At 67.5% G+C, this 24,237-nt stretch carries 27 protein-coding genes and 1 pseudogene; 13 read left to right on the top strand and 15 right to left on the bottom strand.

What is annotated here, in order from left to right; translation table 11 throughout:
- Positions 1-27: 27 nt before the first annotated feature.
- The 5 genes and pseudogenes from EV646_RS22750 to EV646_RS22765 form a co-directional block, all read right to left on the bottom strand.
- Entirely contained in the window at positions 28-570 is a 543-nt protein-coding gene (locus EV646_RS22750) for a Uma2 family endonuclease (protein ID WP_132151772.1), read from the bottom strand.
- A 112-nt stretch (positions 571-682) separates the two neighbouring features.
- On the bottom strand, positions 683-1,195 hold the full coding sequence (locus EV646_RS22755) for a Uma2 family endonuclease (RefSeq protein ID WP_132151774.1): 513 nt from the start codon (positions 1,193-1,195) through the stop codon (positions 683-685).
- A 140-nt stretch (positions 1,196-1,335) separates the two neighbouring features.
- Entirely contained in the window at positions 1,336-2,034 is a 699-nt protein-coding gene (locus EV646_RS41010; protein ID WP_422386724.1) for an IucA/IucC family protein, read from the bottom strand.
- Positions 2,011-3,095: pseudogene (locus EV646_RS41015) on the bottom strand (IucA/IucC family protein); the annotation flags it as partial. The pseudogene EV646_RS41015 and the gene EV646_RS41010, both read right to left, overlap by 24 nt.
- Before the next feature lie 3 nt (positions 3,096-3,098).
- Complete coding sequence (locus tag EV646_RS22765) at positions 3,099-3,677, bottom strand: GNAT family N-acetyltransferase (RefSeq protein WP_132151776.1); 579 nt, start codon at positions 3,675-3,677, stop codon at positions 3,099-3,101.
- A gap of 116 nt (positions 3,678-3,793) precedes the next feature.
- Here EV646_RS22765 and EV646_RS22770 point away from each other — a divergent pair, with 116 nt between their 5' ends.
- On the top strand, positions 3,794-4,033 hold the full coding sequence (locus EV646_RS22770) for a GPP34 family phosphoprotein (protein ID WP_241996262.1): 240 nt from the start codon (positions 3,794-3,796) through the stop codon (positions 4,031-4,033).
- Here EV646_RS22770 and EV646_RS22775 read toward each other — a convergent pair.
- The 3 genes from EV646_RS22775 to EV646_RS22785 are packed head-to-tail and all read right to left on the bottom strand — an operon-like array spanning position 4,019 to position 7,494.
- A complete protein-coding gene (locus EV646_RS22775; RefSeq protein WP_132151780.1) occupies positions 4,019-5,554 on the bottom strand; it encodes an acyl-CoA synthetase in 1,536 nt (511 codons plus the stop codon). The genes EV646_RS22770 and EV646_RS22775 overlap by 15 nt on opposite strands.
- Positions 5,555-5,563: 9 nt before the next feature.
- Complete coding sequence (locus EV646_RS22780; protein ID WP_199237130.1) at positions 5,564-6,688, bottom strand: DUF5938 domain-containing protein; 1,125 nt, start codon at positions 6,686-6,688, stop codon at positions 5,564-5,566.
- A complete protein-coding gene (locus EV646_RS22785; RefSeq protein WP_132151784.1) occupies positions 6,688-7,494 on the bottom strand; it encodes an SDR family NAD(P)-dependent oxidoreductase in 807 nt (268 codons plus the stop codon). Before EV646_RS22785 ends, EV646_RS22780 begins: the two co-directional genes overlap by 1 nt.
- A gap of 168 nt (positions 7,495-7,662) precedes the next feature.
- Here EV646_RS22785 and EV646_RS22790 point away from each other — a divergent pair, with 168 nt between their 5' ends.
- Positions 7,663-8,301 (top strand): TetR/AcrR family transcriptional regulator, encoded by a 639-nt coding sequence (locus tag EV646_RS22790; RefSeq protein ID WP_241996263.1) that lies wholly within the window; start codon positions 7,663-7,665, stop codon positions 8,299-8,301.
- On the opposite strand, the gene EV646_RS22795 is transcribed toward EV646_RS22790, so the two are convergent.
- On the bottom strand, positions 8,289-8,696 hold the full coding sequence (locus EV646_RS22795; RefSeq protein WP_241996264.1) for a hypothetical protein: 408 nt from the start codon (positions 8,694-8,696) through the stop codon (positions 8,289-8,291). The two genes, EV646_RS22790 and EV646_RS22795, sit on opposite strands and share 13 nt — an antisense overlap.
- A 143-nt stretch (positions 8,697-8,839) precedes the next feature.
- Entirely contained in the window at positions 8,840-9,553 is a 714-nt protein-coding gene (gene deoD / locus EV646_RS22800; RefSeq protein WP_132151788.1) for a purine-nucleoside phosphorylase, read from the bottom strand.
- Between the two features lie 63 nt (positions 9,554-9,616).
- On the opposite strand from deoD, the gene nudC reads away from it, so the two are divergent.
- Positions 9,617-10,540, top strand: coding sequence for an NAD(+) diphosphatase (nudC, locus tag EV646_RS22805; RefSeq protein ID WP_241996265.1), 924 nt, complete (start codon positions 9,617-9,619; stop codon positions 10,538-10,540).
- A gap of 64 nt (positions 10,541-10,604) precedes the next feature.
- On the opposite strand, the gene EV646_RS22810 is transcribed toward nudC, so the two are convergent.
- Positions 10,605-10,844, bottom strand: coding sequence for a mycoredoxin (locus EV646_RS22810; RefSeq protein WP_132151792.1), 240 nt, complete (start codon positions 10,842-10,844; stop codon positions 10,605-10,607).
- A 99-nt stretch (positions 10,845-10,943) separates the two neighbouring features.
- On the opposite strand from EV646_RS22810, the gene EV646_RS22815 reads away from it, so the two are divergent.
- From EV646_RS22815 to EV646_RS22830, 4 genes are all read left to right on the top strand, one after another.
- A complete protein-coding gene (locus EV646_RS22815; protein WP_132151794.1) occupies positions 10,944-13,055 on the top strand; it encodes an ATP-dependent DNA helicase UvrD2 in 2,112 nt (703 codons plus the stop codon).
- A 357-nt stretch (positions 13,056-13,412) separates the two neighbouring features.
- On the top strand, positions 13,413-13,610 hold the full coding sequence (locus EV646_RS22820) for a hypothetical protein (RefSeq protein WP_132151796.1): 198 nt from the start codon (positions 13,413-13,415) through the stop codon (positions 13,608-13,610).
- A 146-nt stretch (positions 13,611-13,756) separates the two neighbouring features.
- Positions 13,757-14,044 (top strand): WhiB family transcriptional regulator, encoded by a 288-nt coding sequence (locus EV646_RS22825; protein ID WP_132151798.1) that lies wholly within the window; start codon positions 13,757-13,759, stop codon positions 14,042-14,044.
- Positions 14,045-14,107: 63 nt separating this feature from the next.
- Entirely contained in the window at positions 14,108-14,293 is a 186-nt protein-coding gene (locus EV646_RS22830) for a hypothetical protein (protein WP_132151800.1), read from the top strand.
- Positions 14,294-14,401: 108 nt separating this feature from the next.
- On the opposite strand, the gene EV646_RS22835 is transcribed toward EV646_RS22830, so the two are convergent.
- Positions 14,402-14,929 (bottom strand): NUDIX hydrolase, encoded by a 528-nt coding sequence (locus EV646_RS22835; protein ID WP_132151802.1) that lies wholly within the window; start codon positions 14,927-14,929, stop codon positions 14,402-14,404.
- Between the two features lie 52 nt (positions 14,930-14,981).
- Here EV646_RS22835 and EV646_RS22840 point away from each other — a divergent pair, with 52 nt between their 5' ends.
- The 3 genes from EV646_RS22840 to EV646_RS22845 all read left to right on the top strand — a co-directional run bounded on the left by EV646_RS22840 (position 14,982) and on the right by EV646_RS22845 (position 17,513).
- The gene (locus tag EV646_RS22840) at positions 14,982-15,776 is read left to right on the top strand and encodes an alpha/beta fold hydrolase (RefSeq protein WP_199237131.1); all 795 of its coding nucleotides are present in this window, start codon (positions 14,982-14,984) and stop codon (positions 15,774-15,776) included.
- 37 nt (positions 15,777-15,813) lie between these two features.
- Positions 15,814-15,987 carry a hypothetical protein gene (locus EV646_RS38930; RefSeq protein WP_158291002.1) on the top strand — a complete coding sequence of 58 codons (174 nt, stop codon included), beginning with the start codon at positions 15,814-15,816 and terminating at the stop codon, positions 15,985-15,987.
- 80 nt (positions 15,988-16,067) lie between these two features.
- Positions 16,068-17,513, top strand: coding sequence for an MFS transporter (locus EV646_RS22845; RefSeq protein ID WP_132151806.1), 1,446 nt, complete (start codon positions 16,068-16,070; stop codon positions 17,511-17,513).
- Here EV646_RS22845 and EV646_RS22850 read toward each other — a convergent pair.
- Positions 17,500-18,813 (bottom strand): ABC1 kinase family protein, encoded by a 1,314-nt coding sequence (locus tag EV646_RS22850; protein WP_132151808.1) that lies wholly within the window; start codon positions 18,811-18,813, stop codon positions 17,500-17,502. The genes EV646_RS22845 and EV646_RS22850 overlap by 14 nt on opposite strands.
- A 94-nt stretch (positions 18,814-18,907) precedes the next feature.
- Positions 18,908-19,066 carry a DUF5679 domain-containing protein gene (locus tag EV646_RS39425; protein WP_012922897.1) on the bottom strand — a complete coding sequence of 53 codons (159 nt, stop codon included), beginning with the start codon at positions 19,064-19,066 and terminating at the stop codon, positions 18,908-18,910.
- Between the two features lie 523 nt (positions 19,067-19,589).
- Between EV646_RS39425 and EV646_RS22855 the strand changes: the two genes are divergently transcribed.
- The 3 genes from EV646_RS22855 to EV646_RS22865 all read left to right on the top strand — a co-directional run bounded on the left by EV646_RS22855 (position 19,590) and on the right by EV646_RS22865 (position 23,545).
- The gene (locus EV646_RS22855; RefSeq protein WP_132151810.1) at positions 19,590-20,126 is read left to right on the top strand and encodes a M48 family metallopeptidase; all 537 of its coding nucleotides are present in this window, start codon (positions 19,590-19,592) and stop codon (positions 20,124-20,126) included.
- A gap of 230 nt (positions 20,127-20,356) precedes the next feature.
- Complete coding sequence (locus EV646_RS22860; protein WP_132151812.1) at positions 20,357-22,546, top strand: MMPL family transporter; 2,190 nt, start codon at positions 20,357-20,359, stop codon at positions 22,544-22,546.
- 324 nt (positions 22,547-22,870) lie between these two features.
- A complete protein-coding gene (locus EV646_RS22865; protein WP_132151814.1) occupies positions 22,871-23,545 on the top strand; it encodes a nucleoside/nucleotide kinase family protein in 675 nt (224 codons plus the stop codon).
- An 82-nt stretch (positions 23,546-23,627) separates the two neighbouring features.
- Here EV646_RS22865 and EV646_RS22870 read toward each other — a convergent pair whose 3' ends face one another.
- Positions 23,628-24,176 carry a CGNR zinc finger domain-containing protein gene (locus EV646_RS22870; protein WP_241996266.1) on the bottom strand — a complete coding sequence of 183 codons (549 nt, stop codon included), beginning with the start codon at positions 24,174-24,176 and terminating at the stop codon, positions 23,628-23,630.
- Positions 24,177-24,237 lie beyond the last annotated feature (61 nt).

Genomic DNA, 24,237 nt, shown 5'->3' on the forward strand with positions numbered 1-24,237 from the left:
ATCATCTGCCCGGGCCTTGCCCTGACCTCAGCATTCGCGTAGCAACTCGGCCGGGACGATTCGAACCGGAAACGGCAGCTCCGCGTCGAACGCTTTCTCGCCGGTGACTACATCCCGCTCGACGTACGCCCCGTCCACCAGCTCCAGGACGGTCAGCGCCTCCTTGTCGGGATCCAAGATCCAGTAGGAGCGCACACCGGCCTGTTCGTACACACCACGCTTCAAGAGCAGATCGAGCATCTTGGTACTCGGTGACAGGATCTCGACCGCGAGAAGCAGCGGCTTCCGTAACTTGTCCGACCCGCGATCTTCGGGATTGCAGACGAGCACATCGGGCTGGAGCGAGCGCTCCGACGTCGGCTGGTAATCGAACGGTGCGACGAGGACCTCGAGGCCTGCAGGGCAGGAGAGGTTGAGCTTGCCGCCGAGGCGGATGACGGCTCTCTGGTGGATCCTCGAAGGTGAAGGCGTTACGCACAGTCCGCCGTCGATGATCTCGCGCCGTCTCCCGTCGTCAGGCGCGGTCTCGAGATACGCCAACGTGTAGGGGCCTGAGGCAATGGGTTCCACGGGGGTGCCCCCTTCCTGGTCACACGACCAGCATGGTGGTTCCCGAGGAGTGGTTGGTGCGATTTCGGCGATCTGCCCCTATCTGCCCCGGGTTGCCCTTGGATCTGCCCCGTCATCTCGTCAGATCGGCTGGGGTGAGGGTGACTGGGAAGGGGTGGGTGGCGTGGAAGGTCTCCTCTGACTGGAGTGCGGCGCGGCAGGTATAGCCCGTTTCTGTCAGCTCCAGGATGGTTAGTTCGTGGTGGGTGGGGTCCAGGAGCCAGTAGGAGGGGACGTGGTGGGTTTCGTAGAGGGTTCGTTTGAGGACTACGTCGGTGGTTCGGGTGGTGGGGGAGAGGACTTCTACGGCTAGCAGGGGTGGATGTTGCAGGAGTTGGCGGCCGGCGTCTTCGCGGCGGCAGACGAGGAGGTCGGGGCGGAGGGAGATGTCGACGGCGGGGCGGAAGTCCAGGGAGCCTACGGAGACGAGCAGGTCGGGTGGGCAGGCTTGTTTCAGGACGACCATGAGCGCCACAACGGCGGCGTGGTGGGCGGGTGGCTGGGCGCCTGTGATCAGCAGGCGGCCGTCCACGACCTCGTAGCGGCGTCCGTCGCGTGGTACCTCGACAACCTGTTCGCTCGTCACCCCATCAGCTTGACCGATTTCGCCGTACCGCCGCGGGAGTTATCCACAACCCTCGCTCCGCAGCGTAGAGGTCCGGCCTTGAGAAGCCACCGATCATTTCTCGGCGCCGAACGTGGTTGGCGGGTTCTCAAGGTGGAGCGTCAGCCTGCGGCTTCCGTGACGAGTGGATTGTCCAAGGTGCCTACGAACTGGAGTGAGCCGGCGACGTCGGTCAGGTCGACCATTTGCTGGTTGTTCTTCAGTTGCAACCTGTTCAGACACGACAGCGCGAACGAAGGCGCGAAGATGTCGTACTTCGCGAACGCCGAAGCCAACTCAGGTGTCGCCGCCTGGTAGTCGCGCACTGCCGACGCGACCACCGACCAGAACTCCGCGGGCGCCAGCAGTCCCTCGCGGTCGAGCAGCGGTGAGAGGAAGCGGAAGATGCAGTCGAAGACGTCGGTGAAGATCGACAGCAGCTTCTCGTCGTCCGGCACCTCGGCGCGGACGCGTTCGGCGTCCGGCGGCAGCGGTGTCGCCGGGCTGAGCACCGCGATCTCCTCGGCAATGTCCTTCATGATGACCCGGGTCGGCACCGAGTTCCGCAAGACGAGGATCAGGTTCTCGCCGTGGGGCATGAAGACCAGTTCGTACGCGTAGAAGCTGTGCAGCAACGGGATCAGATAGACGTCGATGTACGCGCGGAACCAGTCGGCCGGCGCCAGGCCCGAGGCCCGGATCAGCGCGGCGGCCAGCGAGGCGCCGTGCCGGTCGACATGCAGCAGGCTCGCCATCGTGGCCAGTCGCTCGCCCGGCTCCAGCGCCGGCACCGGGCTCTCCCGCCACAATGCGGACAACATCTTCCGGTACGGCGAAGTCTTCTCGGTGGCGGATTCGTAGTACCGGTTGTGGTACCCGGCGGCCGCGATCTCGCGCAATACGGAAAAGCCGTATCGCTTGAGGACCAGGTCGTTCTCGACCAAGCGGTACACCCAGTCGTTGATCGCCGGCGTCGCCGCCATGTACGTCGGCGACAGACCGCGCATGAAGCCCATGTTCAGCACCGACAGCGCCGTCTTCACGTAGTGGCGCGACGGTTCGGACCGGTTGAAGAAGGTGCGGATCGACTGCTGCGGCTGGTATTCGTCGTCACTCGACCCGAGCTGGATGATGTGCCGCTGCGCGATATCGGCCGCGAACGTGATCGACGTCTTGTGCTCCCATTGCCACGGATGCACCGGCAGGTAGACGTAGTCGGCCGGATCGGCGCCGACGGCAACGATGCGCTGGGCGAACCGGCGCAGCGCGTCGTAGCCGAGCTCGGTCTGCAGCAGTTCGTCGTACGTGATCGTCGTGCTGTGCGAGATCGTCGTCCGATCGCGGCGTACGGCGATCCAGGTCAGCCGCACGGCTTGCCGGTCTCGGGCGCGAAGGCACGGTAGTCGGTGGCGCCGAAGCCGAGCCGCCCGTTGTTCGCGACGAAGCACGGGTGGCCCTCGGTCATCGCGGCCTCGATGGTCTGGAAATCGGCGGCGACCAGATCGGAAGCGGTCAGATCAGGCTTGCTGAGCTTGTACGACGCACTCGCCAGCGTGCTGCTGATTTCCTCGAGATACACCGGCAGCATCTCGGCGCCGATGCCGAGCTGCTGGTGAAACTCGGTGATGAAGTCGAGCGCGTCGACCGGAGCGGCTTGACCGTCGACGAATCGTTCGATGCTCGCGGCATCGACTTCCCAATGGTTGAGCGGATAAAGCTTGGCGGTAAAGGTGTATTGGCTCGTCCCACCAGACAGTTGGTATCCGTTGCCGGTGGCAACCGGTTCGAGAATGCGTTCGTGAATGAACTCGGCCAGGGCCTTGCGGACCAGCGCGCGATTGGCGACGGCCCAGGTGTCCGGGTTGAGATGCTCGGTCGTCATGGTTCAGCCCGCCTCGTTCATCCGGGTCGCTTCGGCGTACTGGTCGCGGGTGCACAAACTCAGCCAGGCCTGCTTGTTCGGCAGGTCGACGATGCTGTGCTTGCGGAACCCCATCCGCTCGTTGAGCGCATGGATCTTGGTGTTGCGGACGTCCGGCTCGACCACGATCCGGTCGATCAGCGGGTCTCTGAACAGGCAGTCCAGGATCGTCTCGAACACCGCGCCGGTGAAGCCCGGGATGCGCTGGTCCGGCGGTGCGACCAGTACGTGCATGCCGATGTCGCCGGGCGCGACGTCGTACAGCTTGCCGACCGCGTCGTACGACGGCTCGTAGCGCTCCATCAGGAACGCGGGCCGGCCGTCGTGCTCACCGAGGAAGGCGCGGTGATGACCGGATTGCGCGATCCGCAGGTACTCGGCGTGGACGTCGTCGACGGAGGCGTTCAGCAGGCCCCAGTAGCGCGCATAGGGTTGGCTGACCCAGCCGTGCAGGGTGGTCACGTCCTCGGTCAGGTCGAACGGCCGGAGGCTGAGGGTACCGATACCGGCGAAGAAGCGCCGGTGTGACAGTGCTCTGGTCATGGCGGTCTGCTTTCGAGGTGGGCGAACCTGTTAGCTAAGCCTTACCTTACTTACCGACGAATCCGCCCTTGACAGGGGGTCCGTATCCTGGCGTCCCGCGCGACAGCGTGCTGAAGGTGGGCAGGCAGCCGGACGAGCGGACTGGTGCGCTGATCGCTTTGCTGAGCGCCCTGAACGTCGTACCGAAGGTGGTGACCGACGCAGTCGACAAGAGGGCGCTGAGGAAGCGGGCGAAGGAGATCGCCGCGTCTGATTGGGCGGCCGATGCGGTGAAGAAGGCTGTCGCGGAGATGCAGGCCGCGGTCACCACCGCGGTTGTCGTCTCGGCGAGCGCCGCGGCCTCATCCGGCAGCTGACTCCGCGGCGGACAGGCGGGCCTTGATGTCGGGCTTGAGGACTTTGCCTACCTTGGAGCGGGGGAGGTCTGGCCAGAGCAGTACTTCTTTGGGGGCCTTGACGCTGCCGATGCGTGCCTTGACGAAGGAGATCAGCTCAACGGGGTCGACCGTGGTGCCCGGCTGGGGTTGGACGACGGCCACCACCCGCTCGCCCCACTTTTCGTCCGGTTGGCCGATCACCGCGCAGTCCTGGACCGCGGCATGGGCCATCAGGGCCTGTTCGACCTCGGTGGAGTACACGTTGAAGCCGCCGGTGATGATCATGTCCTTGGCCCGGTCGACGATGTACAGGTAGTTCTCGTCGTCGAGGTAGCCGATGTCGCCGGTGTGATGCCAGCCGTACGCGGACGCCGCCGCAGTGGCCTCCGGGTTGCGGTAGTAGCCCTTCATGACCAGTGAGCCGCGTACGACGATCTCGCCCCGCTCGCCGCGCCCCAGCAGTGAACCGTCCGCGCCCATGATCGCCGTCGTCACGAGCGGCGACGGCCGGCCCGCCGACGACAGCCGGCCCACCGCAATGTTGCCAGAGGCATCGAAATGGTCCGACGGGGGCAAGACAGAGATCATCATCGGCGCCTCGGTCTGCCCGAATAGCTGGGCCATCACCGGTCCGATCCGGTGCAGCGCCTCCTCGAGCCGCGACACCGACATCGGCGCGGCGCCGTACCAGAAGCAACGCAGCGACGACAGATCCGTCGCATCGAGCTCCGGAGCGCCGAGCACCATGTAGATCAGCGTCGGCGGCAGGAAGGTATGCGTGACGCGACAAGTAGGGATCAACGACAGGAACAAGTGGACGTCGGGCGTCCGCATGATGACGACCTCGCCGCCGAAGGCCAGGATCGGAAAGCACAGCACACCGGCTGCATGCGTCAACGGCGCGAGCGCGAGGTAGACGGGCCGGTCGCCGAACGGATAGCTCATCAGCGTCAGCGCCGTCATCGTCTCCAGGTTGGTGTTGCTCAGCATCACGCCCTTGGGCCGCCCCGTCGTACCACCGGTGCCGACGATCATCGCGAGGTCGTCAGGATCGGTCAGATCGGGTGCCGGCTGGGACGCGGAACCGCAGAACGCGTCCCAGCCGTCCGGGTCGTCCAAGCAGACGAAGGTGTGCACCTTCGGCAGCGCGTCCCGGATCCGGTCCACCAGCGGCGCGAACGCCGCCTGGTAGATCAGCACTTCACAGTCGAACTGGTCGAGCAACTCGCGGTTCTCCGCCGCCTCGTTGCGCGGGTTGATCGGGCACCAGATCGCCCCGGCCCGGCTGATCCCGAACACGCAGCTGAACGCGATCGGGTCGTTCGCCGCCAGGATCGCCACCTTGCCACCCGGACGTACGCCGCTCGCCGCAAGGCCGGCTGCGATCCGGCCAGACAGCTGCTGGACTTCGGCGTACGTCAGAGTCTCGCCGTCGGTGGTCAGGCAAGCTGCGCCCGGATCGAGCGAGGCGCCCTTGTCGAGGTAGTCGACCAGTCGCACAGCAACTCCTTAGTGCAGCACTGTCAGCTGTGGTTCGGACACCAGGCCGAAGCTGCGCAGTACGCCGAGCAGCTCCCGGTGGCCGAATGCCTGGCAGCCACTGGCGAAGCCGACTCGCTTCGGTGGTGTCTGCAGCAGTGAGTACGCCGCGTACGCCTGCAGCAGACCGGTCTGCTGGTAGTTGCTGTTCCCGTGGATGACGCAGTGAGCCCGGCCGAGCGGACCGGAGGCGTGGACGGAGTCCAGTGACTTGTTCACCCGTGGGTTCTCGCGTGGCGGCATCTGGTTCATCACCTGGCGGGCTGTCTCGGTCAGGGCCGCGTTGCGATCGTCCGGAGCCATGTCCTTGGTCGCTTCCAGAGCGGCGGCGACGATCTGCGGTACGCCGTTCATCAGTGCGGCGTTGAAGACTCCACCCTGCGCCTTACAGTTGGCCACTCTGGGATCACGCTTGAACCATACCGGATGCGACGTACCACCCCAGGGCAGCGACAGCGCGAGTTCGTGTTGCCCGGGCACCACCAGCGGCACAAGGCCCTGCTCGGGAAACTCGACGTACGCGTTCTGCTCCAGGTAGTGCGCTTTCGACGTGGCTGCGTTGACCAGGATGGTTCGGGTCGACGCGATCGTCGGGCTGCCGCCCCAGAACACCGCAATGTCCAGGGTGTCCAGGCCGGGCTGCTCCAGGCAGAGCTGTGCGGCGATCTCGCCGGTGGTGTACATCTGCGCGATACCTGGAGCCAGCAGCAGACCGGCTGCGGCGAAGTCGGCGCCGTACTTCTCGTCGCAGGTGATCAGCCAGTCCTGCTCGCCAGTCGTGTCGGTGTAGTGCGCTCCGGCCGCCAGGGCCGCCTCGACCGCGGCGGGGCCGAGTTCGCTGAACGGTCCGACCGTGTTGAGCACTACTGAGGCGCCTTTGAACAGATCGGTCAGTGCGTCGACGTCGTGCTCGACACCGGCGACCTCGTAGTCGGCCGTCTCGATCCCGGCCACGTGGGAGTCCATCGACTCCTTCAGCTTGTCCTCGCTGCGGCCGGCGGCCACGAACGGGACGTGATACTGGCGGAGGTACTCACACACCAGCCGGCCGGTGTAGCCAGAGGCGCCGTACACAACAACAGGTTTGCTGGTCATCACATCCCCATTCCGCCGTCGACGGGCAGGCCGATGCCGGTGATGAAGCGGGCCTCGTCCGACGCGAGGAAGACGACTGCGTCGGCCATGTCGGTGACTTCGCCGAGCCGGCCGGCAGGTGTCAGCCCGACCACTGCGGCGACTGCTGCCTCGGGGGACTCGAACAGGCCGAGCCGTGCGACGTCGTTCGCCAGTCCTGCGCCCATTGCCGTCGGCACCAAGCCGGGGTAGATGCAGTTGACGCGTACGCCGTACCCGAGCTTGCCGGACTCCATCGCCGCGACCCGGGTGAGCCGGTCGACCGCGGACTTGGTCGCGGAGTAGACCGCGATGCCGGGGAAGGCGATGGTGGCGGCGACCGAGGCGACGTTGACGATCGCACCGCCCTGCCCGGCCAGCCCGCCGGGGCGCATCGTCCGCAGGCCCCACTTGAGCCCGAGCGTGGTGCCGAGCACGTTGACGTCGAGCATCTTGCGGATGTCGTCGCTGGTCACCTCGGTGAGCAGGCTGGTGATCTCCACGCCGGCGTTGTTCACCAGGATGTCCAGCCCGCCGAGGATGTCGCTCGCCGCGACGACGGCGTTCTCCCAGCTGCCCTCGTCGGTGATGTCGTGGGCGACGAAGCCGTTGCCGGCGCCGTACTCGCTGTCCAGTGCGTCGGCGACGGCCTCGCCGAGGTCCTTCTGCAGATCGCTGATCACCACTTTGGCGCCGGCCGCCGCGAGCGCCTTCGCCATTCCTTCGCCGAGCCCCTGGGCTCCGCCGGTGACGAGTGCCTTGCGGCCGGTGAGATCGATTCCGCCCATCTGAAGCTCCTTGCTCGAAGGGGACCACCGGAAATCACTCTGATATTTCCTTTGACAGTCGTCAAGACTTTGCTTGACACTTGTCAAGAAATCTCCTCGCCACGGATGCGCCTGATCCGTGGCGAGGTACTCTGACGCGAACGAACCGGCGAGAGTGGGGTGGTGCGCGTGAGCTCAGCGAGCGCGGCGGAGCCGAGCCGGCCAGCCCGGGTCTCCGGGATCGACAAGATTGAGCGCCGCCGGGTCGCGCTGGCCGAGTCGGCGCTGAAGACGCTCGGCGAGCTGGGGTACGCGCGGACCAGCCTGCGCGAGATCGCGAACAACTCCGAGTTCACGCACGGCGTCGTGCACTACTACTTCCGCGACAAGGTCGACCTGATCAGCTACTGCGTGCGCTACTACAAGACGAAGTGCGCGCAGCGGTACGACGAAGTCGTGGAGACGGCCGGGTCCGCGGAAGAGCTGGCGGCCGGCTTCCTGAGCAAGATGGCACAGACGCTGGTCGAGGAAACCCCGATGCACCGGCTCTGGTACGACCTGCGCGCCCAGAGCATGTTCGAGGAGCAGCTACGGCCAGACGTCGCCGCGATCGACCAGCTGCTGGAGGAGATGATCTGGCGCATCCTCACCCGGTACGCCGACCTCTCCGGCACCGAACCGGCCGTCGACGCCCCCACCGCCTACGCCCTGGTCGACGGCCTCTTCGAACAGGCTGTCGTCAACTACGCCGCCGACCCTGCGGGGGCGCGGGACCTGCTGACTGGCAGGGTCGAGCAGGTCCTGCCGAAACTCGTCTATTCAGCCTGACAGTTCGTCTTGCAGAGCTTGTCGGTCAGCGTCAGGTGTACGCCGGGCTCGTCGGTGTCCACCTCGACGATGTAGTCCACCAGCCAGTCACCGGCGGTCAGCTGGGCCGAGGCCGTGCTCTTCTGCTTGCCGAACCAGTCCGTGATCTGCTGGCGCTCGTTGATGTGTGCGATCTCCAGTGCCTGCGGCAGGACCTTGGCGATCGCGGCCGACGCCTTCTCCGCCGGGCCGGCGGAGTGCAGCGACACCACTGGTGGCCGTGGGTGGTTTCCGGTCAGTACCCAGACCGATGCGGCTCCCGCCGTACAGGTGGCGTAGGTGACGTCGGTGCTGCACTTGTAGCCGGCGTTGGTGAGGCCGGTGACCACTTGGGCCGCGTTGATGGTCGGCAACACCGCGGGAGTCGTCGTCGGAGTGCTGCTTGCCTCGGGCGTGCCGGCGTCGGAGCCGTCCGAGCCGTTGGAGCTGTTCGGGCCGTTGGAGCTGTTCGAGCAGGCAGTGAGGAGAAGCAGGGTAGCCAGGGCGGTGGCGACGCGCTTCAGACCGGCACCTCGATCGCCGCATCGAGAGCGATGGTGATCATCTCGGAGAACGTCGTCTGCCGTTCCTCCGCGGACGTCACCTCGTGGGTGATCAGGTGGTCCGACACCGTCATGATGCCGAGCGCCCGGCGCCCGAACTTCGCCGCCAGCGTGTAGAGCGCGGCCGCCTCCATCTCGACGCCCAGTACGCCGTACTCCGCCGTACGCGAGACCAGGTCCGGCCGGTCGTTGTAGAACAGGTCGCCGGAGAACACCTGGCCGACGTGCACGTTCAGCCCGGCCGCCTCGGCAGCGTCCACAGTGGACCGGAGCAGCTGGTAGTCGGCCGTCGGCGCGTACTCGATGCCGTGGAAGCGCAGCCGGTTCATCTGCGAGTCGGTGCTCGCGGACATCGCCACGATGACGTCGCGGACCCGGACCGACTCGGTCAGCGCTCCGCACGTACCGACCCGGATCAGCGTCTGTACGTCGTACTCCGTGAACAGCTCGTGCGCGTAGATGGACGCCGACGGCTGGCCCATGCCGGAGCCCTGCACGGAGATCCGCTCACCCTTGTAGGTGCCGGTGAACCCGAACATGTTCCGGATCTCGGTGTAGCAGATCACGTCGTCCAGGTAGGTCTCCGCGATCCACTTGGCCCGCAGCGGGTCGCCGGGAAACAGGACGCGCGGTGCGATCTGCCCCTTCTCGGCGGCGATGTGAATACTCATGCGGGGATGCTCTCACGGTCTCGGCGCAGCGCCTGGCTCACGGTGCCGGGATATGTTGAGGAGGTGGCCTACTCCATCGCTTCTGGTTCCCTAGCCCTGTCCCGGTCCGTACTGGACCGCGCTGCCGATCGGAGGCGCGACGAGGAGTGGCTGGAGAAGGCCTGGCACGCGCCGGACACGCAGGTGGCGGTGGTGGCCCAGGACAAACTGGTGGTGACCGCTGACCGGACCGCTCTGAAGCTGGTGCCGTCTTCTGAGGCGCCCGAAGGTACGCGCGTCTTTCTGGGGATCGATCGGGAGTCAGGAGCCGGTCAGACCGCTGAGGGCCGGGCGGTGTTCGCCGTACTGGTCGATGGGGAGCCAGACGAGTCGTACGCCGGGCTGCGTGAGATCGGCGCCGTACTGAACGACCGTGAGGCCGGTATCGCAGTCCACGTGGTCGGTCTGTCCAACTGGCATGGCGTGCATACGCACTGCGCCAACTGTGGTGAGCACACCGAGGTAGTCGAGGCAGGGCATGTGCGGGACTGTCCTGCGTGTGGCGCGAAGCACTTCCCGCGCAGCGACCCGGCGATCATTGTGCTGGTCACCGACGACCAGGACCGCGCACTACTCGGCCGCAACGAGGCGTGGCCTGAGGGCCGGTACTCGACCCTGGCCGGCTTCGTGGAGCCGGGTGAGTCGCTGGAGGCCGCCGTACGACGTGAGGTGCTTGAAGAGACCGGTGTGATCGTGGGGCCCGAGATCGAGTACGCCGGTAGTCAGCCGTGGCCGCTACCGTCCAGCCTGATGCTCGGCTTCTACGCGAAGGCGGTGGGCTTCGAGATCGAGGTCGACGCCGACGAGATCGCAGAGGCCCGCTGGTTCACCAGGGAGGACCTCCGTGCCCTGGTCGAAGCCGGCACGATGGCCCTCCCCGGCAACATCTCCATCTCCCGCCGTCTGATCGAGGGCTGGTACGGCGAGGAGCTCACCGGCAGCTGGTGATCACCAGCCGGCATCCGAGAGTCCATAACTCGGGCGCTAGGGATCAAGCGGCCGCGCGCGCAGGTCAGGCGGCGAGCTTCTCGGCGACCTGGGCGAGGGAGGGGTTGGTCATCGCGGTGCCGTCGGGGAAGACGACGGTCGGGACCGTCTGGTTGCCGTTGTTGATTTTCTCGACCAGCGCCGCGGCGTCCGGGACCTGCTCGATGTCGACCTCGGTGAACTCGATCCCGGCTCGCTTCAGCTGCCCCTTCAACCGGTGGCAGTAGCCGCACCAGGGGGTCGAGTACATCGTGAATGCCGCCATCAACTGGCTCCTTCTGCTCCGGCGCGGTTTCTGTCCGGCCGTCCGTCTAGGGTTGCTCTCGTCGTATCCGAACGATGCCGCAGGTGGTGCGCTTCCCAAATGTCCCCGTCCGTGAGCGATCTCACACGATCCGCATCCGCGGATAGCCTCTTGGAGGCGCTCGACCCTGAGCAGCGGGCGGTGGCGACGACGCTGCACGGGCCGGTGGTCGTGATGGCCGGCGCGGGGACGGGCAAGACGCGTGCGATCACCCACCGGATCGCGTACGGCGTCCGGACTGGGACCTTCGACCCACTGCGCGTACTCGCGGTCACGTTCACCCAGCGTGCCGCGGGGGAGATGCGCGGCCGGCTCGCGCAGCTCGGGGTCGAGGGCGTCCAGGCGAGGACGTTCCACTCGGCGGCGCTGCGGCAGGCGAAGTGGTTCTGGCCCAAGGTGTACGGCGGGGAGCTGCCACCGATCGCGGATCGCAAGTTCCCGCTGCTCACCGAAGCGGCGTCGCGCTGCCGGGTCCGGGTGGACACGCCTGCGCTGCGCGACCTCGCCGGTGAGGTCGAGTGGGCCAAGGTGAGCAACGTCCGGCCGGACGATTACGCCCGGCTGGCCCCTCGCTCGGGCCGCACGCTGGCGGCTTTCGACCCGGCCACCATCGCCCGGATCTTCGCGGCGTACGAAGACGTGAAGCTGGAGCGCGGCCGGATCGACCTGGAGGACGTGCTGCTCTGCGCGGTCGCGCTGCTCGCGGAGGACGAGCGGGTGGCGGCGGAGATCCGCCGGCAGTACCGGACGTTCGTCGTCGACGAGTACCAGGACGTCAGCCCGTTGCAGCAGAGCCTGCTCGACCTGTGGCTCGGCGGCCGCGAGGACGTGTGCGTGGTCGGGGACCCGGCGCAGACCATCTATTCGTGGGCCGGCGCCGACCCGGAGAACCTGGTGCGCTTCGCCTCCCGGCATCCGTCGGCCTCGGTCATCAAGCTGGTCCGTGACTACCGGTCGACGCCGCAGATCGTGGACGTCGCCAACAAGATCCTCGACGCGGCCGGTCCGTCCGGGCTGCCGGGGCGCGTGACACTGCGGTCGCAGCGAGAGGCCGGTCCGGCGCCGACCTACCGGGAGTACTCCGATGAGGTCGCCGAAGCCGATGCGGTGGCCCGGGCCATCTCGCGGCTCCGCGATGACGGGACGGCGTTGCGCGATATCGCCGTACTGTTCCGGACCAATGCGCAGTCGGAGAACTTCGAGCAGGCGCTGGCCGAGCGGAAGATCCCGACGGTGCTGAAGGGCGCCGAGCGGTTCTTCGAGCGGGCCGAGATCCGGCAGGCCGCCGTACTGCTGCGTGGTCAGGCGAAGGCCGGTGACGTGTCCGACGATCTGGTCTCTACGGTGACCGGAGTGCTGGGCGGAGCCGGGTGGACGCCGGAGCCGCCGACCGGGACCGGCGCCGTACGGGATCGGTGGGAGTCGCTGAGCGCGCTGGTGACGATGACCTCCGACTTCGCTGCTGCTCATCCATCGGCCGGGCTGGTCGATTTGATGGCGGAGCTGGATCGGCGGGCGTCGATTCAGCATGCGCCGCTGGCGGAGGGCGTCACGCTGGCGACGCTGCACGCGGCCAAGGGGCTGGAGTGGGACTGTGTCTTCATTGTGGGGGCGCACGAGGGGACGCTGCCGATCAGCTACGCCCAGACGCCGGCGCAGGTGGAGGAGGAGCGGCGGCTGTTCTATGTCGGCGTGACGCGGGCAAAAGAGCAACTGTTTGTTAGCTGGTCGATGTCGCGCTCGCCGGGTGGCCGCGGGACGCGTGGGCCGACCCGGTTCCTGGATCCGATCGGTGTCCGTACGTCGCGCACCTCGTCAACTGAGTGGGAGCGGCCGCCCGCGGAGGCGCGCGCGCCCCGGTCTGGCAAGCCCATCCCCAAGTGCCGGGTCTGCGGCCGCGGCCTGCTCGACCCCGGCGCCCGCAAACTCGGCCGCTGCGAGGACTGCCCGTCCTCCATCGACCAGGACCTGTACGACGCTCTGATCGCCTGGCGCACCGAACAAGCTTCGGCTGAGCGCATGCCGGCGTTCGTCATCCTCACCGACGCCACCCTGACCGCGATCGCTGAGACCCGGCCGACCGACGAGCAGGCGCTGCGCCGGATCCCGGGGATCGGCCACGCCAAGCTGACCAAGTACGGCGAGCTCATCCTCAACCTCTGCACCCGCTGATTCCCCAACGGGCAGTCACCGGATAAAGGTGTTGCCATACCTGGGCCGCGAGGCGCATGGTGGAGGACGTGCCGCATTCTGCCGACGGCAGACGTGGCATATAGGTGACAGAGGCAACGATCCCGGAGCGTGCGGATGGCGTCCCGGAGCGTGCTGGAAGCCTGTCGTGGCAGCTGGTTCCGGCCACCGCGGCGGCAACTTCCGGCCAACTTCGCGAACTGGCGATAAATAGTTTGCGGGCTCCGGCGAGGACGGCGTACTGTTCTTTCTGCGGTCGAAGCCTGGCCGAAAACTTCAAACCACCATAGCGATCGAGCTAACCGCCCGCTTCGCCACAACGAGAGGAGGTGCCCTGGAATGAACATCAACACGGTCAAGAAGCCGTTCAGCGACGTTGTCGCGCTGCCGTGCGCCCCGATTCAGGGTGCCTCGCCGCGTCTGCACGTCGCGACCGTTGTGCTCATGGCCTCCGGCGCTGCCCAGTTCAAGGGCGGAGCTGTCGGCGATGTGAAGTACGGCGGTTCGGGTTCTCGAGCATGGAGTCCACCGGTCTGACAAGCGTCAGCGCCGGCACCTCCAGGCCGCGGAACCCGAAAGGGTCCCGCGGCCCTTTTGTTTGTCCCTGATTTTGGCGGTCATCAACCGTTGACCGTCACCGACGACAAGAGATCAGCACCAAAGTCACTTGGGAGGTGACCGGAATGAGCGTGAGCTTCCTCGATGTCTTCACCGAGGTGGCCTCGTCGCAGGACCTGCCCTGTCGGTCCTACGCGCCAGAACTCTTCTTCGCCGAATCGCCGGCGGACGTCGAGTATGCAAAGTCTCTTTGCACCACCTGCCCGCTGAAGGCCGAGTGCCTGGCCGGAGCGCTCGAGCGTTCCGAGCCGTGGGGAGTGTGGGGCGGCGAACTGTTCGTCCAGGGTGTGGTGGTTCCGCGCAAGCGGCCCCGTGGGCGTCCCCGTAAGAGCGACACCGTGACCGCAGCCTGACGATCCAGATCCGAATCGAGACTTCGAACCATGACCAACCAGACTTCGCACAGGAGAATTGAGATGCATTTACTTCACGAAGATCTCGCCCGTGCTCATTGTCGGGCCAAACTGCACGACGCCGAGCAGAACCGGCGCTTCCGCCTCGCTCAGCAGATCGAGCGGGCGCAGAAGCAGGCCGAGCGGGCCGGCCGGCGAGCTGAGAGGGCCAGCGCACGCGCGCGCCTCGCACTCGCCCGCCTCGTCTGAAACACCCAGGCCTCACCGGCTCCGGCCGGAGGCCTACAGCCTGACCAGCTGAAACACCGAGGGGCGGCACCCACCGAGGGTGCCGCCCCTCGCCACGTCGTCGGGCCCTCAGATGGTTTGGGCCAGGAGGGTCTGCTGGAGGCCCAGGAGGGTGATGCCGGAGAGGATTTCGTGCCGGGTGATCATGCCGGGGATGTCCGGGAGCGGGATCCACTCGATCCGGTCCGACTCGTTGCGTTCGACCGGTGGGCCGACGTACGACGCGGACGTCGTACGGAAGACGTGGTGGGTCGAGTCCATGATCCCGGCGCCGGGCTGGGAGCGGATGAGCTCCGTCAGCGGCCCCGGGCGCCAGCCCGTCTCCTCCTCGACCTCCCGTGCGGCGGCAGCGACCGGAGCCTCGCCGGGCTCGACGATGCCCATCGGCAGCTCCCAGCCCCAGGTGTCGGTCAGGAAGCGGTGCCGCCACATCAGGAGCACGCTGGAGTCGACCATGACGACCGCCGCCGCCACGTCGCTCAGCCGGATCGCGTGGTAGTCGACCCGCTCACCGTCGGGCTGTTCGACGTCCAGCCGCCGTACGCTCAGCCACGGACTTGACCAGGCCTCTTCCTCTCCGTGGATGTGCCAGCGCATGCTGAGGAGCATAGGCCGGACGAGGGGGTACCGGCCGGGGAGGCTTCGAGAGGTGGAGCTGGTCGACGTCGGTGGGCGGCGGATCGCCTACCACCGGGCCGGCGCTGGGGAACCGGCTGTGCTGCTCCACGGGGGTTGGAGCGACGGCCGGGCGTGGCAGCGGCAGCTGGCCGGGCTGGCTGGGTTCGATCTGATCGCCTGGGATGCACCGGGCTGCGGCGGCTCGGCGGACCCCGCGGCCAGGATGACCCTGTCCGACTACGCCGACGTGCTGGCCGAGGTGGTCACAGCTCTGGGCGTCGAGCGGGCGCATCTGTGCGGCCTGTCCTGGGGCGGTGGCCTGGCCATCGCTGTGTGGCAACGCCACCCCGAGCTGGTGCGCTCGCTGGTCCTGGCAGGGGCGTACGCCGGCTGGAAGGGCTCCCTGCCGCCGGACGAGGTGGAGGCCCGGGTACGGCGGATCCGCGCCGAAGCTGAGCGGCCGCCGGCAGAGTGGATGGACGGCTACCTGCCCAGCTTCTTCGCCGGCCCGGTGCCGGCCGAGGCGACCCAGCTGATCCGCACGATGATGGCGGAGAGCCGTCCGGCCGGCTCGCTGATGATGTTGACCGCGTTCGCCGAGGCCGACCTCAGCGCGGTGCTGCCCACGATCGACGTACCCACGCTGTTGCTGTGGGGTGAGTGCGACCAGCGCGCACCGGTCGGCACGGTCGCGGCGACGCTCTGGGCGAGGATTCCCGGTGCGGAACTCGTGGTGCTGCCCGGAGTGGGTCACTACAACAACCTCGAGGCACCGGAAGAGTTCAACGCCGAGGTACGACGTTTCCTCGGCGACAGCAGGAGATAGGCCGGCAGGGGTACCGGCGTGGGGGAGGTGCACACTGATGCGCATGGTGAGAGCGACCTGTGGGTTGTGTGGTCAGCAGGCGGAGACCGAAGAAGCGCCGCTGACCTGGGTGACGTCCGTGGAGAATGGCCGGAAGCTGCTGTACTGCGACCGCTGCGCCCGGGAGAACGTCCGCAACATCGAGGGGAAGCTGGACTCCGTCTACTGGTAGAGAATTCTGAGCCGGATGTCGATCCGGCGGTGATCCGGCCGACGCAGGAGTAAAGGCACTCCAGCGGAAGGACCCGGATCATGACACTCACCGAGAGCGCGGACGTGGCGACCAGTCGCCGCCAGTGGATCGGGCTGGGCGTGCTGTGCCTCGCCACGCTACTGGTGTCACTGGACCTGTTCGTGATGCTGCTGGCCGTTCCGGCGGTCACCGAGGCCCTCGGCGCGACCGGTAGCCAGCAGCTGTGGATCCTGGACGTCTACGGGTTCATGGTCGCCGGACTGATGATCACCATGGGCAACCTGGGTGACCGTCTGGGCCGGCGTCGGCTGTTGCTGGTGGCCGCTGCTGTCTTCGGTGCGGCGTCGATCGTGGCGGCGTACTCGGTCAGTCCAGGCATGCTGATTGGTGCCCGGGCCGTGCTTGGGGTCGCGGGTGCGGCGATCGCGCCGTGCACGCTGTCGCTGATCTCCACCCTCTTCCCGGACACCCGGCAGCGTGCCAAGGCACTCGGCGTCTGGGCGGGCTGCTTCACTGTCGGCGCCGTGGTCGGTCCAATCACGGGAGGCGTCCTGCTGGAGCACTTCTGGTGGGGCTCGGCATTCCTGATCGGCGTACCGGCGATGGCTGTGCTGCTGGCGGTGGGGCCATTCCTGCTGCCGGAGTACCGCGACGAGAAGGCAGGCCGGATCGACGTACCGAGTGTGGTGCTGTCGCTGGCTGCGATCCTGCCGGCCATCCACGGGCTGAAGCAGCTGGCCTCACACGGTGCCAGTCCTCAGGCGTTCGCCGCTCTGGTCGGGGGCGTTGCCTTCGGTTGGATCTTCGTACGGCGTCAGCGTCGCCTGGCCGACCCGCTGGTCGACGTACGGCTCTTCACTCGCCGGACGTTCAGCGTGACGCTCGGCAGCATGCTGTCCTTCTCGATGCTGTCCGGTGGGGTGATGGTGTTCGTCGCGCAGTACTTCCAGCTGGTGCGGGGCATGACGCCGCTGGCCACCGGCATCGCACTCGTGCCTGGCATGATCACCACCACCGTGGCCTTTCAGGTGGCGCCGCGGCTGGCCCATCGGGTCCGTCCCGGCGTACTGATCCCGGCTGGCATCGCCTTCACCGTCGCTGGGATGACCGTGATGGCTCTGACCACCTCGACCGCCGTATTCGTGGTCGCCTTCGCAGTCCAGTGCGTCGGCCCCGCCCCGCTGGTGACGCTGGGCACGAACCTGGTGATCGGCTCGGTGCCGCCGGAGAAGGCTGGTGCCGCCGGTGCGCTCACGCAGACGAGTAACGAGTTCGGCTACTCGCTGGGGATCGCCGTACTGGGCAGTGTGGTCACAGCGACGTACCGCAGCCAGATGCACGGGCAGGGCGGCAGCTCGCTCGCTGAGGCGCCGGCCGACGTACTGGACGCGGCCCGTGACGCCTTCACTGACGGACTCCACGTGGCCGCAGCCATCGCTGCCGTCGCTCTGACGGTCGTCGCGGTCCTGCTGGCCCGCACGCTCCGCTCGGCTAGTCCTCTGTGAAGCCCGGCAGTAGCTCGTCCAGGACAGAGCGGAATGGCGCCTTGGCCTCCAGTTGCGACAGCACTGCCATGCCACCGATCCAGACGCGGTGGATGAGCAGGTACGACGGCGGCAGGTTCATCTTGAGCGCCAGCGACGCGTTCGGCGACCGGAAGTCACTGGTCCGGTTCGCCTGCGCGCGCATCCAGGCCCGGCTGAACTGAAACGTCTCTTCCCGGGCCGGCTCCGCGAAGGGCGCCAGGTAGTCCATCAGCTGATCCGGATCGATCTCCATCCGCGGCTTGATGAACCCCTCGGCCTTGAGCCCGTCCCGTACGGCGATGCCGTCGCCGTCCAGCGAGATCCGCAGCAGCCGCCCGATGGCCGGTGGCAGACCGTCCGGCAGCCGTGCGCAGAGCCCGAAGTCGACCACGCCGAGCCGTCCGTCAGGCATCACCCGGTAGTTCCCGGGGTGTGGGTCGGAGTGCAGCAGACCGGCGTACTTGGGACCGCTGAACATGAACCGGGCGTACTTCAGCCCGATCTCGTTGCGCTCCTTCCTGGTGCCGTCGCTGATGATCGACGACAGCGGCCGGCCTTCGATCCACTCGGACACGATGACCGATGGGGAGTGCTTGATGACCCGGGGTACGACGAACTCCGGGTGGTCCTTGAACGCGTCGGCGTACTGCTGCTGCGCCTGCGCCTCGCGGTCGTAGTCGAGCTCTTCGCCGATCCGCTCCTGCAGCTCGGCGACGAGCGGCTTCATGTCGAGGCCGGGGACCAGGCTGCCAAAAGTCCGGGCGAAGCGGCCGAGCTGGCGCAGGTCCGCGCGGAGGGCCTCGGCGGCGCCCGGGTACTGCAGCTTGATCGCGACCTCGCGGCCGTCCTTGAGCGTACCGCGATGCACCTGGCCGATCGACGCGGCCGCCGCGGGCAGATCGTCGAACTCCTCGAACCGGTCCCGCCAGCGCCTGCCCAGCTCCCGCGACAGGATCGTGTGCACGGTCGAGGCCGGCATCGGCGGGGCGGAGTCCTGCAGTTTGGTCAGCGTCGCCCGGTACGGCGCCGCGAGCTCCTCCGGCATCGCCGACTCCATCAGGCTCAGCATCTGCCCGAACTTCATCGCGCCGCCCTTGAGCTCACCCAGTACGGCGAACAGTTGGTCGGCGGTCCGGCGCTGGAACTCCGCGATCACGGTCTCGGCCGGCGCACCGCCGATCCGCTTGCCGAGCCCGACCGTGGCCCGGCCGGCGGCACCGAGCGGCAGGCTGGCGAGCTTCGCGGTCCGGCTCAGCGCCTTGCGGGGGAGGTCCGACACCCTCCCATTCTGTCGGGTCGCCCAAGCCTGGACGACGGAGGGGCGGTGCCGGACACACTCTGCGTGTCCGGCACCGCCCCTACGACTTGGTGCGTCAGGCCTTGCCGAGGATCCGGTTCAGGTTCGTACCGCACTCGGGGCACTTGGCCTTGGCCATGCGCGTGCCCTTGTCGTTGACCTTGACCTCGCCGTCGGCGGTGCGCTTGGCCTTGCACTTGACGCAGTAGAACTCGCCGCTCCAGGTCTCTGCCATGAGGGCCCTCTCCTTGCTCTGAATACCAGCCCGGGGTTCCCACCCCGGGCAGTCGTGGATGCTAACGGCAGACCGTCCTGCCGTAGGCCGTTCGGCCCAGTCGGGATTCACCCTACGGCAGCCAGGCGCACGCTCAAGCGCACCTCCCGGCTCGCGCGCCGCTGGGAACAGCCGAGGAAAGCCTTTTCCGAACCTGCCGGCAGCACAGAGCAGGCTCCCGGTGGTCCGCCTTCGGAACCGCTCGGCTTCCCCTCCGAACGGCCCCGGAGGCGGTCCGGGAGCCTGCTGTCTTCGACGCTAGGAGGCGGCCGCGGTGCTGGCAAGCCCCGGTTGTCCACCCCTGTGGATAACCCTGTGTGCAACCTGTGGGACGCGCCGTCCGCGACTGTGGACGGGCAGGGGAACAGGATGTGAACAACGATGGTCGAAGGGTTCAAGATCTGGCATCTGACCTGCGGAAACGTCGATGCACAGGATGTGGACGGAAGAAAGTTGTCGGATTCGGGGGGTACATTTTTGAGCCATGGCCGACTCTCCACCGCGCCCGATCCCGCCGTATGTGGATATCCGCCGCAGCAAGCGGCGCAAGCGGACCGTCAGCGCGTACCGGGACGGCGAGCGGGTGGTCGTGCTGATGCCCGACCGGCTGTCCGCCACCGAGGAGGCACGCTGGGTCGAGACCATGCTGGCGCGGCTGGACAAGCAGCGCAGCCGATCCCGCGTGTCGGACGAAAAATTGTTGGCCAGAGCACACGAACTCGCGTGTCGCCACCTCCCCGAAGTGCCCGAACCTGCGTCTGTGAGGTGGGTTTCGAACCAAAACAGACGGTGGGGATCGTGCACTCCGGCGGACCGGTCGATCCGGTTGTCGACCCGTTTGCAGTCGATGCCGGGCTGGGTCGTCGACTACGTCCTCATCCACGAGCTGGCCCACCTGGTCGAACCGGCCCACAACGCCGCCTTCTGGGCGCTGGTCCACCGCTACCCGAAAGCCGAGCGCGCCGAGGGCTACCTGGAAGGCATCTCCGCCGCCTCCTCCCTCAACCCCGAGGACTTCTGACCCGCCACTGAAGCCACCGTGCCGCCGCCAGTGACACCGTGCGAGGGGAGGGGGACCCGGGGAGCGTAGGGCGTACGGGAAAGGGTGGGGTGGGGTTTTCCTCAGGGTGAACTCGGTGGCTTCCTGCATGGTCGTGACCTGCCTCCGCCAGCCAGGCTTTGTCCCGTAGCCAGCGTCGCGCCAGGCAGCGCTGGGTGGGGCGCCGAGGGGGCGCAGAGGGGCAGGGAAGCATGTCCAGGGGACAGATCACGGTCCGGGCGGCGCGATGGAGTGCCACCCATCCGTGGCGGGCGATCGCGATGTGGGTGGCCGTCGTGATCGCTTGCTTCGCGATCGGCTCGGTGACCGGCACGAAGCAGGCCGACGACAGCGACAGTGACATCGGCGAGGTGACCCGCGCCGACAACATCGTCAAGTCCGGCAACTTCGCCGACCCGGACGTGGAGAGCGTGCTGATCACGTCGCCGGCCGGGACGCTCGACCAGGCGGAGGCAGCCAAGGCGGCCAGTGTGGTGATCCAGCGGATGCGCGCCCTCGGTGGGGTCGCGGAGGTCGCTCAGCCGATGCCGTCACCGAAGAAGGACGCGCTCATCGTCAGGGTCACCCTGAAGGACGGCGACAATGACAACCGGGTACAGCCGTTGCTCGACACCACGGCACAGATCCAGCAGCAGTATCCGAACCTCCGGATCGAGGAGGTCGGCGGCCTGTCCATCGACAAGGCCCTCAACGAGACCCTCGGCAAGGACTTCAAACGCGCGGAGATGTTCAGCCTGCCGGTGACCCTGGCGATCCTCTTGGTCGCGTTCGGCGCGCTCATCGCCGCCTCGGTCCCGCTGCTCCTGGCGCTCTCGGCTGTCGTCGCCGCGATCGGCCTGTCCGCGGCCGCTTCGCAGCTGGTGCCGGCGGTCGATGCGGTCAACAGCGTGATCCTGCTGATCGGTATGGCGGTCGGCGTCGACTACTCGCTCTTCTACCTCCGCCGCGAACGCGAGGAACGCGCCAAGGGCCGCGGTCACGTCGACGCGGTCGAGATCGCCGCGGCCACCTCTGGTCACGCCGTCGTCGTCTCCGGTACGGCGGTGATCATCTCGATGGCCGGCTTGTTCCTGGCCCGGGACGCGGTCTTCTCGTCCTTCGCGGTCGGCTCGATCCTGGTCGTCGCCGTGGCCGTCGTCGGCTCGCTCACCGTGCTGCCCGCCGTACTCGCGAAGCTCGGCCGGTGGGTGGACCGTCCGCGGATCCCGTTCCTGTGGCGGCTTACCGCAAGCAAGGGGCAGCCGCGGTTCTGGCCGGCCGTGCTGAAGCCCGCGCTGAAGCACCCGGTCGCCACGCTGCTCGTTGCCGTCACCGCACTGCTCGCCGTCGCTTCGCCTGCACTGGGCATGACGCTGAAGTTCCCAGGCACCGAGGATCTGCCGCGTGACACCGCGGTGATGAAGGCGTACGACCGGCTCACCGCAGCCTTCCCGAGCACCGGCACCAGCCACGAGGTCGCCGTACGCGCGCCTGCCAACCAGCAGCCGGCAGTGAAAGCCGCCCTGGCTGAGCTGGTCCAGCGCAAGCAGAACGACAAGCTGTTCGCGCAGGACGGCTTGGAAGAGCCACGCGTCTCCAAGGACGGCACCGTCACCGTGCTCGAGGTCGCCACGCCGTACGAGGGTGGTAGCCAGCAGGCCCGCGACTCCCTGACCAAGCTGCGCAACGAACTGATGCCGGAGACGGTCGGCAAGGTGCCAGGAGTCGAGTACGCCGTTGGCGGCTTCGTTGCGGCTGATGTCGACTATGCGGCTCACACGCGAGCGAAGCTGCCGCTGGTGATCGGGTTCGTGCTGCTGCTGACGCTGATCGTGATGATGGTGACGTTCCGGTCCGTGGTGGTCGCGGTCACCGCGATCCTGCTGAACATGCTGAGCGCGGGAGCGGCGTACGGCGTCGTCACCGCGGTCTTCCAGAACACTTGGGCCGAAGGCATCCTCGACTTCCGCTCGAACGGGTCGGTGGTCTCCTGGCTGCCGCTGTTCCTCTTCGTGGTGCTGTTCGGACTGTCGATGGACTACCACGTGTTCGTCGTCAGCCGGATCCGCGAGGCGGTCCTCCGCGGCGTCCCGACCAAGCAGGCCGTTGCCGAAGGCATCACCGGCTCCGCCGGCGTCGTGACCAGCGCGGCTGCCGTCATGATCGGCGTCTTCGCGGTCTTCGCCACGCTCAGCACTCTGGACATGAAGCAACTCGGCGTCGGCCTCGCGGTGGCGATCCTCATCGACGCCACCATCATCCGAGCCGTCGTCCTCCCCAGCGCGATGATCCTCCTGGGCGACACCAACTGGTGGGCCCCCCGCTGGCTCCGCGGCCGCCACCCCAAGCACGCGGCCCCAGCCCCGGCGGAGGAGGAGCGCGAACTAACACCAGTCGGCTAACCCCCAGCACGACCCTCCGCGCCTCGCCCGACCCACTCGGGCGAGGCGCGCGGCTTTCCACCACCAAAGCCCGCCACCGCCCAACTCTCCTGGCCGAGCCATCGACCCTTCCACCACCAAAGCCCGCCACTGGCGGGTTATGTCACCGCTGGCCTGCTGCAACCGGCCATCCGTTACGTATCCCGCTACTGATGCCCTAGGCAACTACCTCGTGAGGCTGGTTTTGCGGGGCGGAAGGCTGGTTAGTTGGGTGGTGGGGTGGATCGGCCGGGGGTAGCGTGCGGTGTCCGTCGGGTTTGAGCGGCCTTGGGGAAAGAGGACGGCGTGGGTGAGCGGGCTGAAGTACTGGCGGAGTTGGCGGAGCTGGTGCTGAAGGTGGAACGGACGCATCCGGTGCGGGTCGCGATCGATGGGTGTTCGGCGGCGGGTAAGACGACGCTGGCCGATGAACTGGCGCAAGTACTGCGTGATCGCTCCGAGCGCCAGGTCATCCGGGTGGGGATCGACTTCAAGCGTGCTCCCAAGTTACGGACGGCGTATCCGCACGACTCGCCGGAGAGCTACTACCTGGACTCCTGGGACAACGATGCGATTCGCGACCGGCTGTTGATCCCGCTCGGCCCAGGCGGCGATCGACAGTACTCGGCCGGCGTCATGGACCCCTCCGCGCAGACTTACCTCGAACCATCGGTCGAGTTGGCCGCCGCCGATGCCGTCCTGCTCGCCGACGGGGCATTCCTGCAACGCCCGGAGCTGGACGCCTACTGGGATCTTCGCATCTACGTAGACGTCACCTTCGACGAAGTCCTCCGCCGCGGAATCGCCCGCGACCAGCAATGGATGACCTCCGCCGAAGCCGCCGAACACCGCTACCGCACCAAGTACATCCCCGGCGAACAGCTCTACGTCAACCAGATCCAACCCCGCGACCGAGCCCAACTCGTCCTGAACAACCAAGACCCCACCAACCCAACCCTCACCCCGCACCCGCACCCCTAGCCACCCCAGCCCGCTGTGCCCCGTGTGTTGTCCGGTCGTGCGCTGCGGTGGGGTGCGCAGCGGGCGGAGGCGGATGGGTGGGTTAGGTGGTGGGTGGGTGTTGGCGGGCTCGGTGGGCGGCTGCTTTGGCTCGGCTTTGGCATTGGGGGGAGCAGAAGCGGCGTTGGGCGTTGCGTGAGGTGTCGACGAAGACGCGGTCGCAGAGTGGGGCGGCGCAGACGCCGAGGCGGCCGCCGAGGTCGCTGCCGAGGGCTATGGCGAGACCGGCGGCGCAGCCGGCTGCCCAGCCGTTGGCCAGTTCGTCGTTGGGTCCGTGGAAGTGCAGGCTCCACCCCTTGCCGCGGCCGCGGTCGAGCTGAGGTCGTGCATTGGTGTCCAGCAGCAGCGCGTTGACCTCGGTCGCCGCCCGGTCCAGGTCTCCCGTGTGAGCCGCCTCGAACACGATCCGCATCCGTCCCGCCAGCGATGCGAGCCGTCGTGCGTCAGCCGCGCGTACGGCGGGCTGCGGGTACCCGATGGCCACCAGCGAGTCCGCGACCGCCTGCGACTCATCGGCCGGCGCGGCGAAGGGCGCGCCGCCGGAGTGGCCGGGCGTCAACCGGTTCACGTACTCGACGGCAGCCGCCAGCACACTCCGTGTATGACTATCAAACGACACTTGACCAGTCACGAGCTCTCTCCGTACAGTCGAA

Source organism: Kribbella antiqua, assembly GCF_004345665.1.
Lineage (GTDB): Bacteria > Actinomycetota > Actinomycetes > Propionibacteriales > Kribbellaceae > Kribbella > Kribbella antiqua.